The 15,524-nt window shown below is 31.4% G+C and carries 15 protein-coding genes and 1 tRNA gene; 8 read left to right on the top strand and 8 right to left on the bottom strand.

Annotation, left to right across the window (positions count from 1 at the left end):
* Positions 1 to 123: 123 nt before the first annotated feature.
* A complete protein-coding gene (locus tag AC0L4B_RS17440) occupies positions 124 to 1,641 on the bottom strand; it encodes an OmpP1/FadL family transporter (RefSeq protein ID WP_473438029.1) in 1,518 nt (505 codons plus the stop codon).
* A gap of 15 nt (positions 1,642 to 1,656) precedes the next feature.
* Positions 1,657 to 2,628: a hypothetical protein gene (locus tag AC0L4B_RS17435; RefSeq protein ID WP_473438028.1), complete on the bottom strand. Its 972-nt coding sequence runs from the start codon at positions 2,626 to 2,628 to the stop codon at positions 1,657 to 1,659.
* A 101-nt stretch (positions 2,629 to 2,729) separates the two neighbouring features.
* Here AC0L4B_RS17435 and proS point away from each other — a divergent pair, with 101 nt between their 5' ends.
* From proS to rpsT, 3 genes are all read left to right on the top strand, one after another.
* Entirely contained in the window at positions 2,730 to 4,208 is a 1,479-nt protein-coding gene (proS, locus tag AC0L4B_RS17430) for a proline--tRNA ligase (protein ID WP_473438027.1), read from the top strand.
* A 152-nt stretch (positions 4,209 to 4,360) separates the two neighbouring features.
* A tRNA-Glu gene (locus tag AC0L4B_RS17425) sits at positions 4,361 to 4,432 on the top strand.
* 29 nt (positions 4,433 to 4,461) lie between these two features.
* A complete protein-coding gene (gene rpsT, locus AC0L4B_RS17420; RefSeq protein ID WP_473438026.1) occupies positions 4,462 to 4,713 on the top strand; it encodes a 30S ribosomal protein S20 in 252 nt (83 codons plus the stop codon).
* A gap of 293 nt (positions 4,714 to 5,006) precedes the next feature.
* Here the strand turns inward: rpsT and rho are convergent, their stop codons facing one another.
* Complete coding sequence (gene rho / locus AC0L4B_RS17415) at positions 5,007 to 6,707, bottom strand: transcription termination factor Rho (protein ID WP_473438025.1); 1,701 nt, start codon at positions 6,705 to 6,707, stop codon at positions 5,007 to 5,009.
* A gap of 292 nt (positions 6,708 to 6,999) precedes the next feature.
* On the opposite strand from rho, the gene AC0L4B_RS17410 reads away from it, so the two are divergent.
* Positions 7,000 to 7,413, top strand: coding sequence for a DUF4293 domain-containing protein (locus tag AC0L4B_RS17410; RefSeq protein WP_028607665.1), 414 nt, complete (start codon positions 7,000 to 7,002; stop codon positions 7,411 to 7,413).
* Positions 7,414 to 7,491: 78 nt separating this feature from the next.
* On the opposite strand, the gene AC0L4B_RS17405 is transcribed toward AC0L4B_RS17410, so the two are convergent.
* A complete protein-coding gene (locus AC0L4B_RS17405; RefSeq protein ID WP_473438024.1) occupies positions 7,492 to 7,986 on the bottom strand; it encodes a metallophosphoesterase family protein in 495 nt (164 codons plus the stop codon).
* A gap of 101 nt (positions 7,987 to 8,087) precedes the next feature.
* Here AC0L4B_RS17405 and truA point away from each other — a divergent pair, with 101 nt between their 5' ends.
* The gene (gene truA / locus AC0L4B_RS17400; protein WP_473438023.1) at positions 8,088 to 8,837 is read left to right on the top strand and encodes a tRNA pseudouridine(38-40) synthase TruA; all 750 of its coding nucleotides are present in this window, start codon (positions 8,088 to 8,090) and stop codon (positions 8,835 to 8,837) included.
* Entirely contained in the window at positions 8,830 to 10,602 is a 1,773-nt protein-coding gene (locus AC0L4B_RS17395; protein WP_473438022.1) for an ABC transporter ATP-binding protein, read from the top strand. The genes truA and AC0L4B_RS17395 overlap by 8 nt, the downstream gene beginning before the upstream one ends.
* 37 nt (positions 10,603 to 10,639) lie before the next feature.
* Here the strand turns inward: AC0L4B_RS17395 and AC0L4B_RS17390 are convergent, their stop codons facing one another.
* The 4 genes from AC0L4B_RS17390 to folP form a co-directional block, all read right to left on the bottom strand.
* Positions 10,640 to 11,017, bottom strand: a complete 378-nt coding sequence (locus tag AC0L4B_RS17390; protein WP_473438021.1) for a hypothetical protein — start codon at positions 11,015 to 11,017, stop codon at positions 10,640 to 10,642.
* Positions 11,018 to 11,107: 90 nt separating this feature from the next.
* Positions 11,108 to 11,893, bottom strand: a complete 786-nt coding sequence (gene cdaA, locus AC0L4B_RS17385) for a diadenylate cyclase CdaA (RefSeq protein ID WP_473438020.1) — start codon at positions 11,891 to 11,893, stop codon at positions 11,108 to 11,110.
* 35 nt (positions 11,894 to 11,928) lie between these two features.
* Complete coding sequence (locus tag AC0L4B_RS17380) at positions 11,929 to 12,351, bottom strand: hypothetical protein (RefSeq protein ID WP_473438019.1); 423 nt, start codon at positions 12,349 to 12,351, stop codon at positions 11,929 to 11,931.
* Positions 12,352 to 12,627: 276 nt separating this feature from the next.
* Positions 12,628 to 13,452 (bottom strand): dihydropteroate synthase, encoded by an 825-nt coding sequence (gene folP, locus AC0L4B_RS17375; protein ID WP_473438018.1) that lies wholly within the window; start codon positions 13,450 to 13,452, stop codon positions 12,628 to 12,630.
* Positions 13,453 to 13,567: 115 nt separating this feature from the next.
* Here folP and AC0L4B_RS17370 point away from each other — a divergent pair, with 115 nt between their 5' ends.
* Positions 13,568 to 14,107: a DUF1599 domain-containing protein gene (locus AC0L4B_RS17370; protein WP_473438017.1), complete on the top strand. Its 540-nt coding sequence runs from the start codon at positions 13,568 to 13,570 to the stop codon at positions 14,105 to 14,107.
* Positions 14,108 to 14,141: 34 nt separating this feature from the next.
* Positions 14,142 to 15,446: a BT_3928 family protein gene (locus AC0L4B_RS17365; RefSeq protein ID WP_473438016.1), complete on the top strand. Its 1,305-nt coding sequence runs from the start codon at positions 14,142 to 14,144 to the stop codon at positions 15,444 to 15,446.
* Positions 15,447 to 15,524 lie beyond the last annotated feature (78 nt).

The raw sequence follows: 15,524 nt of genomic DNA, 5'->3' as shown, positions 1-15,524 counted from the left end.
TAGAGTAAGAAAAGGTTTAATAGTTTTATTTGGGTATACTTCAAACTAATAGTATAACTACCAATTAACAAAAAAAGACCCAAGTTAAACCTTGAGTCTTTGATAATTTATTTGTTTTGTCCTTTATAGTTTAAAACCTAATGTTAGAGTAATTAAGGTGTTGTCTGCTTCAATATTAGCAGGGTTTGATAATCCTGTAAATAGTTGTTCGTTTCTATCTTGTTTTGCATTACTGTAAGCTAAATCTAAATTTGTATTTCCAAAATTATAACCTAAACCTAATGAGTATCCTGTTAAATCACCAATGGTAGTTTCATCTTTATAAGGGCTTTCTTCTAATCTGTAACCTCCTCTGAAACTAAAACGATTCACTTTATACTCTGCTCCAATTTTATAGGTTGATGCTGCGGTTAAAGTGTTTTCAATGTAAGCGTTTTCAGCATTAAAAATTGGGTCTGATGTTGGTTTTAATTTGGTTTTACTGTGATCTCTTCTAGAATAGTCTATACTAATTAGACCTTTAGTGCCAAAAACATAAGCTAAACTACCTGTTAATTTACTGGGTGTTTGTACTCTGTAACTTTCAAAAATATTAATAACATTAGGATCCACAACTTGGTAGAAATCACCATTAGTGTCGTCTACTACTAATGTTTCAATGTATTGAGTTGTTTCTTCATTTATTGTCATCCAAGTAGGTGAATCATAAGTTATTCCAGCTCTTAAGCTTTTAGTTAATTTAAAAATTCCTCCTAATTGAAATGAGAAACCTGATCCATTTGATGTTAATGCGTTTTCAAAAAGAACTTCTCTTACTAAAGATTCTGAATCATTGTTTGTTTCATAAAAACGAGTATATCTTTCATAATTTAAAAAATGAGAATTAAGATTTAAACCGATATATGTGTTTTCACCATATTGAGCTCCTGCATTAAATCCAATTTTTCCGTTGTAGCCAGTTGCTGAATAGTTATGGTTTTGCCTAAAGGAATCTCCTGCAATATTGCTAGTGTAAGTTGTGTTATTGTCATCATAAGTAGTTGGCTCTAATATGTATGAGTCATAGCCTAAAAATGCTTGTTGGTTTTGGTAGCCATAGGCACTACCAATACCTGAATAAGCTTGTGATGTAGACTCACCATCAAATGCAGATATTTCGTCTAATCGCAACCCTTGAGCATTAGCTAAAAAATAATTACTAATACTACTGCTTCCTGTACCGTTTGCAGTCCATTGATCATCATAGTTTTTGGTGTTGTCATAAACGATACTTAATGAAAATTTCTTCCATGGAGAGGATTGGTTTTGATTTTTGAATACAAATACACCCCCTCCTTGGTTAATGTCTAAAATGGATTCAGAACTATCTCTTTGACCATTATAATAGGTTGTATTATTATCTGTATGGGTATTTGATAATGATATTGAAGCATGGCTACTTGTGAAAACAGCTGATCCTGCAGGATTTATGTTTATAGCACTTAAATCGCCTCCTAAGGCTCCAAATGCACCACTCATAGCTTGAAAACGTGCTGTACCATTTATTTCTCCAGGAGAATATCTTAGAGCATCATTTATATTTTGAGCTTGACTTAAAGTTATAGATAGTGTACCTACAACAAATAAAATTATTCTTTTCATAAACTTTTTTTAATTTTAACCTCTTCCTCTTCTTGAACTTACGCTACTAGTAGATCTACTTCTTGGTGTGCTTCTAGAAGGAGAGCTAGATCTTGGAGTAGAGCTATTGCTCCTAGGTGTTGATGAGTTTGTTCTAGGTCTAGTCGTGCTCGTTCTAGGTCTAGTGGTATTAGTTCTAGGTCTAGTGGTATTGGTTCTAGGTCTAGTGGTATTAGTTCTAGGTCTAGTGGTATTAGTTCTAGGTCTAGTGGTATTGGTTCTAGGTCTAGTGGTATTGGTTCTAGTTCTAGTGGTATTAGTTCTAGGTCTTACCAAATTATTTCTAGTATTAATTCTAGATGATCTAGAGTTAAGATATGAACTGTTTCTATAGTAACTACCTCTTCTTCCTGCATTATAAGCTAAACTTCCTCTTCTAAATCCATTATTGAAAGCGTATCCATGTCCATAATATGGATTGTTCCAGTATGAGTTATAAAACCCAGAATATCCCCATCCGTAATTCCAAGAGTAAGGACTATTCCAACTGTTCCATCCAAACCTATTGTAACCCCAAGGTCTGTTCCATCCCCAATTGTTCCATCCCCAATTATTATAGGCCCATCCATAATTGTTATAAAATCCGTTATCATGAATGTTAATTACAACAGTTTCATTAGAGGTTCCCCAACCAGCATTTTGGCTAGTTTCTTCTAAAGTTTCGTCATAACTACCTTGATAAGAATCAATATCCGTAAAAACATCATCACTATCATTATATATTTCAGCTTCTAATGCTTTTTCTTTGAAGTAATTAGAATAATAATCGTTATTGTTTTCTGCAGGTGTAGCAACTGTTTCTTGTTCTACATTTTCGGTAGTAGTTTGATAGATGCCATCACTAGACTGTCCAACATATTGATAGGATCCACAAGAACTTAAAGCTAAACCAGCTAAAAGAGCAGTAAATAAGGGTATTTTGTTAAATAAGTAGTTAATTAATTTCATAACGAGTAGTTTTTAATTGTTGAACATTACAAAAATAGTTAGTTTTGCTGAACTATTTTATTATTTAACATAATCACAATTTTTGTGCCAAAATACTGTATATGAGTAAAAAACTAACAAGTAGAGCTGAAAATTATTCCAAATGGTATAATGAATTGGTTGTAGAGGCTGATTTGGCTGAAAATTCAGCTGTAAGAGGATGTATGGTTATAAAACCATATGGTTTTGCAATCTGGGAAAAAATGCAAGCAGAATTAGATAGAATGTTTAAAGAAACAGGACATCAAAATGCTTATTTCCCATTATTTGTTCCTAAAAGTTTATTTGAAGCTGAGGAGAAAAATGCTGAAGGCTTTGCTAAAGAGTGTGCTGTGGTTACACATTACAGACTGCAAAATGATCCTGATAAACCAGGAAAACTTAGAGTAGACCCTAATGCAAAGTTAGAGGAGGAGTTAGTTGTGCGTCCAACAAGTGAAGCTATTATATGGAATACTTATAAAGGTTGGATTCAATCATACAGAGATTTACCTTTATTAATAAACCAATGGGCAAATGTTGTACGTTGGGAAATGCGTACGCGTTTATTTTTACGTACTGCAGAATTTTTATGGCAAGAAGGTCATACAGCACATGCAACTAAAAAAGAAGCTATAGCTGAAGCAGAATTAATGAATAATGTTTACGCTACTTTTGCTGAAAAATTTATGGCAATACCAGTAATACAAGGTTTGAAAACTGAAAGCGAACGTTTTGCTGGAGCAGATGAAACCTATTGTATTGAAGCGCTTATGCAAGACGGTAAAGCCTTACAAGCAGGTACATCACACTTTTTAGGTCAAAACTTTGCAAAAGCTTTTGATGTCAAATTCACCTCTAAAGAAGGTAAGCAAGAACATGTTTGGGCTACATCATGGGGAGTTTCTACAAGATTAATGGGAGCTTTAATAATGACGCATAGTGATGATAAAGGGTTAGTATTACCTCCAAACCTTGCGCCAAATCAAGTTGTAATTGTACCTATATATAAGACAGATGAGCAATTAGACGCTATAACTGAGGTTGTAAATGGTATCATGAAAGATTTACGAAGTAAAAATATTTCAGTAAAATTTGATAATCGTGATACATACAGACCAGGAGCTAAGTTTGCACAACATGAATTGCAAGGTGTACCATTACGTATAGCAATAGGTAGTAGAGATCTTGAAAACGGAACGGTTGAATTAGCTAGGCGTGATACTTTAACTAAAGAAGTAGTGCCTTTAGATGGTTTAGTGGATAAAGTTGAAGGTTTGATGACTACAATACAAGAAGCATTATTTAATAAAGCTCTTGATTATAGAGATAATCACATCACAGAAGTAGATTCTTTTGAAGAATTTAAAAAAGTTTTAGAAGAAAAAGGAGGATTTATTTCTGCACATTGGGATGGAACTACAGAAACTGAAGATAAAATCAAAGAAATTACAAAAGCAACTATAAGATGTATGCCTTTAGATGGAAAGGTTGAAAAAGGTGTATGTGTCTATACTGGAGCAACTTCTGAACGAAGAGTGCTGTTTGCAAAAGCGTATTAGAAAAATTTTTTTAATTTTTTTTCATTTTGTTGTTGCGTAACTTAAAATTAGTTGTATATTTGCACCCGCAATGGAAACATTGTTAGTTAATTGAAAAATAAATTTGCAAGTTTAAAATATAAGTTTTATATTTGCGCACTCAATAACAAAATGGCCCGTTCGTCTATCGGCTAGGACGCATGGTTTTCATCCATGTAAGAGGGGTTCGATTCCCCTACGGGCTACAATTTTTTATTAAAAAGGAAAAAACAAAATGGCAAATCACAAGTCAACGTTAAAAAGAATTAGAAGTAACGAATCTAAGCGTTTATTAAACAAGTATCAGCACAAGACTACTCGTAACGCTATTAAGAAGTTACGTGAGATGGAAGATAAGAAAGAGGCTGAAGCTTTATTTCCTTCTGTAGCATCTATGTTAGATAGATTAGCAAAGAAAAATGTTATTCATACTAATAAAGCTTCTAACTTAAAATCTAGTTTAGCCAAGCACGTAGCTGCTTTATAATTAGTTTTAGTTATATAATATTTAAAACGCTTCATTTATTTGAAGCGTTTTTTTTGTGCTTTATTTTTAGGTGGTCTTAGTCATAAATTTGTGTGCTGTCCATTGCTATAGTGCGTTAGCGGTAGTAGTGGTTAGCAAGCGCTCTGATCCTAAATTATTAACGGATGACGCGACGATTATCCTGATTTTTTTCAGGATAATGGTAATGCTATAATTATTACTTCAAGTATATAGTAAATAAAAAGCCTTAATGCAGTACATTAAGGCTTTTAGTTTATTTTAAGTGGTTTTGATTATCCATTCATAGATATTAAAAACTCTTCATTACTTCTGGTTTGTTTAAACCTATCGTTTATAAACTCCATTGCTTCTACAGGATTCATATCTGCTAGATATTTGCGCATTACCCACATACGTTGTATCGTTGATGCGTCTAATAAAATATCGTCACGACGTGTACTTGATGATGTTAAGTCAATTGCAGGGAAAATACGACGGTTAGATATTTTACGGTCTAACTGAAGCTCCATGTTACCTGTACCTTTAAATTCTTCAAAGATAACCTCGTCCATTTTAGATCCTGTTTCTGTTAAAGCGGTTGCTATAATAGTTAATGATCCTCCGTTTTCTATATTACGTGCAGCTCCAAAAAAGCGTTTTGGTTTGTGTAGAGCATTGGCATCTACACCTCCAGAAAGAATTTTTCCGGATGCTGGTTGTACAGAGTTGTATGCTCTTGCCAGACGTGTAATAGAGTCTAGTAGAATAACTACGTCATGTCCACACTCTACTAATCGTTTTGCTTTTTCTAACACGATGTTAGCAATTTTAACGTGTTCATGAGCTTCTTTGTCAAAAGTAGAAGCAATAACTTCACCTCTTACATTTCGTTGCATGTCTGTAACTTCTTCTGGACGCTCATCTATAAGTAAAATCATTTGGTATACTTCAGGATGGTTTGCTGCTATTGCATTGGCAACATCCTTTAATAACATGGTTTTACCTGTTTTTGGTTGTGATACAATCATACCACGTTGTCCTTTACCTATTGGAGCAAACAAATCCATTATACGTGTTGATATGGTTGCTTGTTTTTCGGCAATATTAAATTTTTCTTGAGGAAATAATGGTGTTAAATGCTCAAAAGCAACACGGTCTCTAACCACATTTGGGTTTTGACCATTTATTTTGCTTACTTTAATTAATGGGAAGTATTTTTCTCCTTCTTTTGGAGGTCTAACTTGACCTAATACAGTGTCTCCAACTTTTAATCCAAATAAACGGATTTGAGATTGTGATACATATATATCATCTGGTGACGATAAATAGTTGTAGTCTGACGAACGTAAAAAACCATAACCATCTTGCATGATGTCTAAGACACCTTCACTTTCAATAATAGCATCAAACTCAAAATCAGGTTCTCTGTAACGGTTACGACTGTCTTTGTTACCATTATGTTGGTTACCGTTTTTTTGATTATTGTTTTTCTGGTTATTATTTTTTTGATTGTTATGTTTAGGACGGTTTTGTTGTTTGTTATCGTTTTGACGATCGTCCTTACTATCGTTAGATTGTTTGTTTTTTTGATGATTATGAACCGGTTTTTTAGGCTGTGCTTTAACAGGTGCTTTTTTAGCTACGGGTTCATTTTTTGTTTCTGTTTCAGGTTTTAAGTCTAACTGTGGTTGGTTAGAGTCTTCCTTTTTTGCAACAGGTTTTGTTACCCTAGCTCTTTTAGGTTTAGGCTTTTGAGCTGCTGGTTTTGTCGCACTAGCTTTAGCTGGAGTCGCTTTTTTAGCAGGTGCTTTTTTTGCAGGAGTATCTTCTTTTTTTACTTCTAAAACAGCTTTTGGATCTGCTGCTTGCTTATCTAGTATTTGGTATACTAAATCTAATTTTTTTAATGAACGAAATTTTGGGACGCTCAGTTTTTTAGCTATATCCTGCAACTCAGGAAGCTTCATTTCTTTTAATTGTGAGATTTCAAACATTGATGTTGAATTAACTTATGTGTTGTTGTGATTTGAATTGATTATTTCTTGAAGAAAATAAGATATACTTCTGAAGAATTAACGCTCTGCGAGAGTGAGTGTTGCATTGCGTTACTGCAATTATACAACTTTTATTTTAATTTTTTATTCTTGAAAGAATCTTTATTGTTTTTTAATTGAAATACAACGTGTTGTGACTGTGTTTTGTTATTTGTATCAATTTTTAGTGTGTGATGTTTCGTTTATAAAAAAAGAAACTATATTTTTGTTTTTCAAAATTTGAAATTTTAATATGTTACAACGTATACAAACGGTATATTTATTAATAGTTGCTATAGTTTCTGGTGGATTAATATTCGCTTTTAATTTATGGACCACTACTAATAAAGTTATGGTTTTTGCAAAAGACGAACTAGTTGTTTTAGGTTTGTTTTTAGCATCTGCGTTATTGGCTGTTATTTCAATATTTAATTTTAAAAATAGAAAGTCTCAATTTATGTTGGGACGACTAAATCAGATATTAAATTTAATTTTACTAGGATTTTTCGTGTATCGAATACTAAATGCATCTGGAGAAGCAAATGATGTTTCAGAGAAAGGTGTTGCGATTTTCTTCCCAATTATTTCTATCGTCTTTTTGATTTTATCAAATAGAGCCATTAAGAAGGATGAAGATCTTGTAAAATCTGTAGATCGTTTACGTTAAACCTAACATCTTAGTAGTATTAGTGCGAAAAAAACCGAAGTGAAAGCTTCGGTTTTTTTATGTTTTACTGTCAATAGTTTATTTTCTTGGATATTCTATAACTTCTAGGTTATCTATTTTACCCTTATCTATAGTAAATCGTAACATAGTCCTTACATTATGAAAACCATGTATACCAATGGCTCCAGGATTCATGTGTAATAATCCTAATTTTTTATCAGGCATTACTTTAAGTATGTGAGAGTGTCCGCAAATAAAAAGCTTTGGTGGATTGGCTATTATGTCCTCTCTAACTCTAATATTATACCTGTTAGGATAACCACCTATGTGAGTAATCCATACATCCACACCTTCAATCGTAAAACGGTTATGTTCCGGAAATTCAGCTCTAGCTTTATCATTGTCAATGTTTCCCCAAACAGCACGAAGTGGTTTTAAAGCTTTGATTGCATCTGTAACTTTTAAGTCACCAATGTCTCCAGCATGCCAAACCTCGTCAGCTGCTTTGACATGTTTTAGTACAGCTTCATCAATATGACTATGTGTGTCAGAGAGTAATAATATTTTTTTCATTTTAGAAGAACTTAGCCAAGTCTATTTTAATTATTTTTTAGCATTTCTTTAGTAACAAAAACAATTATCTTTGTCTTTTAATATGTAAAAATACAGCTTTCTTGCGCTATTTTATAGAACTATCTTATAACGGAAAAAATTATCATGGTTGGCAAAAACAACCCAATGCAATATCTGTACAAGAAGTTTTAGAAAACGCATTGTCTACTATTTTAGGACAAAACATAGTTGTAATGGGAGCAGGAAGGACAGATGCTGGTGTGCATGCAAAGCAGTTATTTGCACATATGGATACAGATGTGGTTTTTGAGTCAGAAAAACTGATGTATAAACTCAATTCTTTTTTACCAGAGGATGTAGCAATTTATTCTATATTTAAGGTTAAACCAGATATTCATGCACGTTTTCATGCGACTAGTAGAGCGTATTTATATCGTATTGCACTACAAAAAAGTCCCTTTAATGTTGAGCAAGCTTATTATTTAAAACATAATTTAAATGTTGAAAAGCTTAATAAAGCAACCAAAATATTATTTGAATACAAAAATTTTCAATGTTTTTCAAAGACACATACAGATGTAAAAACCTATAATTGTGATATAATGAAAGCTGAATGGAAATTGGTGGATAATGAACTTCATTTTACAATTAAAGCAGATCGATTTTTAAGAAACATGGTTAGAGCTATTGTAGGAACTTTAATTAACGTTGGACTTGGTAAGATTGAAGTTGAAGATTTACATACTATCATAGCCTCTAAAAACCGAAGTAATGCTGGATTTTCAGTTCCTGCAAAAGGATTATATTTAACAGAAGTTGCTTATCCTGATACAATAAAATTAAATGACTAAGACTAAAGAAAATATTTTTGATTTACAGTTATTTAAACGTTTGTTTAAATACACAAAACCATACAGAACGGTATTTTATGCACTAATAATTTCGGTTTTAATATTAGGGGCTCTAAGTATAGCAACTCCAGTGTTATTAAGAGAAATTATTGACGAGCATCTTGTTAAAAAAGATTACAGTGGTTTTGTTTACTTAATAATTTTAATGATTGTTTTACTTGTTGCGCAAGTTGTGTTGCAATTGTTTTTTATCTTTTACTCTTCTTGGTTAGGTTTAAAAATGGTTAAAGACATTCGTGTTAAACTATTTGACCATATCTTAAGTTTTAAAATGAAATATTTTAACACTTCCTCTGTAGGTGTTTTAATTACAAGAGCAGTGACAGATATGGAGCGTATTGCTTCTGTTTTTGGAGATGGCTTATTTACAATTATTAGAGATCTTTTGGTTATGGTTGTTATTTCTGGAGCCATGTTGTATTACAATTGGAAGTTAAGTTTAATTGTATTTGTGACGTTGCCAATAGTTTTATTTGCAACCAAAATTTTTCAGCGCTACATGAAACGTGCATTTGAAGATGTGCGTAATGAGGTGTCTAACCTAAATTCGTTTGTGCAAGAACGCGTTACAGGAATGAAAATTTTACAACTGTTTACCAGAGAAGATACCGAATATAAAAACTTTAAAGCAATTAATGATCGTCATAAAAAAGCATGGTTAAAAACTGTTTGGTATAACTCTATATTTTTTCCAATTGCTGAGTTTTTAGGATCGCTAACTACAGGATTAATTGTATGGTTTGGAGGATTAAATATATTGGTTGAAGGTAGTCACGTTACACCTGGAGATTTATTTATGTTTATTACCATGATTCCAATGTTATTTAGACCATTACGCCAAATAGCAGATAAATTTAATACACTTCAAATGGGAATGATTGCCTCAAACCGAGTGTTTAAAATTTTAGATACAACATCGCATATTGATAATTCTGGTAACTTATTAGCTGATAGTTTTAAAGGAAACATAAACTTTAATAATGTTCATTTTAGTTATGTCGAGCAAGAAGAAGTTTTAAAAGGAATTAGTTTTAATGTTAAAGAAGGCGAAACTGTTGCAATTGTTGGTGCTACAGGAGCAGGAAAAAGTACTGTAATAAATTTATTGAATCGTTTTTATGAAATTAATTCTGGTGAAATAAATATAGATAACAACAACATTAAAGATTATACTTTAACGTCATTACGACAGCAAATAGCTGTGGTTTTACAAGATGTATTTTTGTTTGCAGACACCATTTTAAATAATATTACACTTAATAATCCAAATATAACTGAAGCTCAAGTCGTAAAAGCAGCCAAAGATATTGGGATTCACGATTTTATTATGAGCTTACCTAACGGTTACCAATATAACGTTAAAGAACGTGGTGTAATGTTGTCTTCTGGTCAACGTCAATTAATTTCGTTTTTACGAGCATACGTTACAAATCCTAGTATTTTAATATTAGATGAAGCCACGTCTTCGGTAGATTCTTATTCAGAGCAATTAATACAAACAGCTACAGAGAAAATTACTAAAGGACGTACATCTATAGTTATTGCGCACAGGTTAGCAACAATCCAAAAAGCCGATAATATAATTGTTATGGATTCTGGTTTAATAGTTGAACAAGGAACACATAATGAGTTGCTTAAAAAAGAAAATGGATATTACAAAAACTTATACGAAGTACAGTTTTTACAAGCTGAGAAAGTTGCTTAATTTCTAATATTACTTTAAGATTTTACTCCAATTTTGGTTAGCATTTTTTTAAAGTGTTAACATCTTTAATGGTCTTTAACTCATTTAAATCACGCGTTTTACCGTTAGTTAATTTAAAAGTATAACGTTTGGAACCTAGACTTGTTTTTTGCTCTAGAGCTTCAATGTTTTTTACAGGAATGTTTTCTAAACTAGATTTTTTAGTAAAAAATATATACAGTACAAAAATTGATAATAACGCTAAAAATATCCAGATTGTAGACATAAAACTCAATTTGGTAATATTAACATCGTAAACGTTTAAAATAGCATTTACCAAATTAAGAATCATAATGGATTTAATTAACATGTGATGCGTTTTTAAACCATCCTTAATTTCTATAGTTTGATTACTTTCGTTGTATTTAATATTCATTTTGGATTGTTTTTAATCTTTAAAGAAATAATTTTAGAAGCTTTAGTTTGATTTTGTTAAAACTATCAGAGGAAGAAGTTATGATATAAATTAATCTAAATCTGCTTTTAAAATTTCAGCTAATTGTATAGTGTCTTCAAACGGAAGGAACTCGCCATTTCTAAAACAAGAAATCTGTCCAGTTTCTTCACTTACAGCAATAGCAATAGCATCTGTACGTTCCGTTACACCAACAGCAGCACGATGACGCAAACCAAAGCGTTGCGGAAGATTTTTCTCGTTGTTTACAGGTAAGATTACACGTGTAGCTTTTACAATATTATCTTGTATGATTATGGCTCCATCATGTAATGGACTATTTTTAAAAAAGATACTTTCAATAATAGGTTGAGTGACTTTAATATTCATTTCGTCACCTGTATTGGCTAAAAAATCAAGATTATTATTGCGTTCTAAAACAATTAAAGCACCAGTTTTTGTGCTACTCATTTTATTACAAGCAGATATAATTGCATCTATATCTGTGGATGTACCTTGTTCTATCTTTAAAAATTTTAATTGACTTAAAAACTTACGTCTACTAGCAAAATTGGTGGATCCAATCATTAATAAAAATTTCCTAACTTCTTGTTGAAAAACTATAATTAAAGCTATAAAACCAACACTAATAAAACCACCTAAAATCTTGGTTAATAATACCATTTGCAAGGCTTCAACCGTTAGGTAGATAAAGTAAATAACTACAATACCAATAAAAATATTAATGGCAACAGTACCTTTTACTAGCTTGTAAACGTAATAGAGTAGTAGTGCAACAAGCAAAACATCTATCATGTCTATCCATCCAAATTTTAGTATGTCTTTAAATATATCCAAGGGAAAGTGGTTTTTGTAAATTTAGTAAAATTGGGTTAAAAGATATACTCGATTTTATTAATAACAGTTCTTTCATTTTTAAAATGCATTAATTTTGATTTTATAGATATGTAGTCTTGAAAACTTAAACTTTTATTGAAACCTATTTGTAGATTATAAAAGTCGCCTCCATGTTCCTTATCGTCAAGATTAAAAACAGTAAGTGTTTCTTTTAGGTAATCATTTAATTTTTCAAATTTCGTTTTTCCTGAAATAATAAAAGAATCTATAGTAATATCTTCAAGACTATTAATAATAAGATTTATGCCAAATGAATTATTATCTATTTCAATATCTTCGTAATTGATTTCACTGTAAATTAAACGATATTCAACCTCAGTAAAATCAATAAACCCTAAATTTTTGATGTTAGTATCATTGCAAGTGTAATAATTTTTGGCTTTTTCATTTTTATGCATAGTTGCATTACGCTTTTTCTCTTGTAGCTTTATTATAGATGGTAACGCTTGTTCTAGAGTTAAGCGCTTATCTACGTTTACTAACCAATTGGTCGAGATAATTAAGTTTTTTCGGTTTAACTCAACACTATCTTGTTTGGTTTCATCATAAAAAATATAAGCAGGAGAAACGTCTAGAATCTGAGTTATTTCTGCATTTTGTATTTCTGGTAGTTGTAATACTTTTTCGTTTCCGCAAGAAAAAATAAAAATAATACAGTGATAAATAAAAATCTGTTAAGCATCTAATTTATTATATAGAGTGATACATTCTTTGGCTTCTTTAACGTCATGTACACGTAATATTTTTGCGCCTTTTTGTAAAGCAATCATGTATAAAGCAGTTGTTCCGTTTAAAGCCTCTTTAGCAGTTAAATCTAAGGTTTTGTAAATCATAGATTTTCTGGATATACCAGCTAATACTGGTAAATCTGCAATATTTAATAATTCAAACTTATTTAAAAGTTCAAAATTTTGTTCTAATGTTTTTGCAAAACCAAAACCAGGATCTAAAATTAAATCTATAATACCCAAGTCGCGTGCTTTAACAATACGCTCTGAAAAATAATAATTAATAGCCTTTACTAAGTTGTCGTATTGGGTTAATGTTTGCATGGTTTGTGGTGTACCACGCATATGCATCATTATGTATGGGACTTTTAAATCGGCAATGGTTGATAACATATTATTATCTAAAAAACCAGCCGAAATATCATTAATCAAAGCAGCACCTTCATTAATAGTTACCTTTGCTACTTGACTTCTAAAGGTATCTACAGATATGATAATATCAGGAAAATGACTAACCAAAAGTTTTATTATTGGTACTATACGTTGCAGTTCTTCATCTTCACTTACAAAAGGCGCATTTGGTCTTGAGCTGTAAGCACCAACGTCAATAAACGTAGCACCTTCACTTAGCATGCTTTCTACTTGTTTTATTATTGAAGTTTCGTCTTTATAACGTCCACCATCAAAAAAAGAATCTGGTGTTACATTTAAAATACCCATTACTTTTGGGGTACTTAAATCTATAAGTTTGCCTTTACAATTTATTGTCATTGATACGCTTAAATATGGTATTGGGATAACGTTAGCAAAACTTTAAACCCTAAACCTTGAACTTTAAATAATTTTATGCGAAATTTACGCAAAATTCAATTAGAGTTTATCAAATATGCAAGATACTTCAAAACAATACGATGCTGTAATTAAAACCTGTCGTGACCTTTTTATTAATAAAATGACAGATTATGGTAGTGCATGGCGAATTTTACGTTTGCCATCATTAACCGATCAAATTTTTATTAAGGCACAGCGTATTAGAAGTTTGCAACAAAATGATGTTCGTAAAGTTGACGAAGGCGAGCAAAGCGAGTTTATTGGCATCATCAATTATTGTATTATGGCACTAATACAGTTAGAAAAAGGAGTAGTAGAGCAACCAGATATTGAAGTTGAAGAAGCTACTATTTTATATGATGAGCAAGTAAAAATAACAAAACAGTTGATGCAAGATAAAAACCATGACTATGGTGAAGCTTGGAGAGACATGCGTGTTAGTAGTTTAACCGATTTAATTTTGCAAAAATTATTACGAGTTAAGCAAATTGAAGACAACTCAGGAAAAACAATTGTTAGCGAAGGGATTGATGCGAATTATCAAGACATGATAAATTACGCCATCTTTGCAATGATACATTTAACAGAACAATAAAATTGCTTTTGCAATTTGATATTTATATACAATTATGAAATACATAGTAGGTTTTTTAAGAATATTTGTTGGTATATTTTTTATAATTTCAGGATTTATAAAGCTTAACGATCCTATTGGATTTGCCTTTAAATTAGAAGAATATTTTGGGCCAACCGTTTTAGATTTGCCATTTTTTATTCCTTATGCACTAGGGATTTCAATAATTGTAGTCGTTTTTGAGGTGCTTTTAGGTATCTTCTTAATTATTGGTTATAAACCTAAATTTACAATATGGAGTTTATTATTAATGATAGTTTTCTTCACGTTTTTAACCTTTTACTCAGCTTATTTTGATAAAGTAAAAGACTGTGGATGCTTTGGAGATGCCATGAAAATGGATCCTTGGGAAAGCTTTGGTAAAGATGTTGTGCTATTAATCATGATAGTAATACTATTTATTGGTATAAAATACATTAAACCATTTTTTACAAAGTTACCAACTACAATATTGTCATTATTAAGTTTTATAGCTTGTTTAGGATTTGCTTACCATGTATTAATGCATTTACCAAGTATAGATTTTAGACCATTTAAAATAGGAAACAATATTACTGATAATATGATTGTGCCAGAGGATGCACCACAACCAATCATTGAATACACTTGGACGTTTAATGAAAACGGAACCGAAAAGCAATACGTAACAGATGGATCTTATCCTAGCTCATCAGGAGATTATGTTGGTGTAACAACAGAAACCATATCAGAAGGTTATGAACCACCAATACATGATTTTTCAATCGAAAAAGATGGCGAAGATTTTACAGAGGACATATTGTCAAGAGACAATGTTGTATTAATAGTTAGCTATAATTTATCATCTTCAGAAACTGAAGGTTTAAAAGCTATAAAAGTAACAGCAGATAAAGCAAAAGCTAATGGTTATGATGTTATTGGGCTGACAGCATCTGGACCAGATGTAGCAAATAAGGTTAAAGCAGATTATAAATTAAATTTTGATTATTATTTCTGTGATGAGACTGCTTTAAAAACCATCATCCGTTCTAATCCAGGAGTTTTAAAATTAGCAAAAGGAACAATCATTCAAAAAGTACATTGGAATGATGTTGATGATTTAAATTTTCCAAAAGTAAAAAGACCTGAGCCTGTAAAAATAGAAGAAGTTATAGCGTATTATATTAATGATACAGTGGTTACTAAAGAAGAAGTAGAAGATTTAGATCCGGAAGCAATCTTAAAAACAGAAGTATTTAAAGGTAAAACGCAATTAGACTCATTAAATATGGATGTTAATAATATTACTGGTGTAGTAAAAATAACACTTAAAACAGAATAACGTCACTTCTAGTGTTTTGTAAGGCACGAGAAAATGTATCGAGAAGCACACTATGTTGTGAAACAGCATAAAAATGTA

This window comes from Olleya sp. NP1-10 (assembly GCF_055804415.1).
Note: the sequence above shows the minus strand (reverse complement) of the source record. Positions and strands in the feature narration are given on the sequence as shown.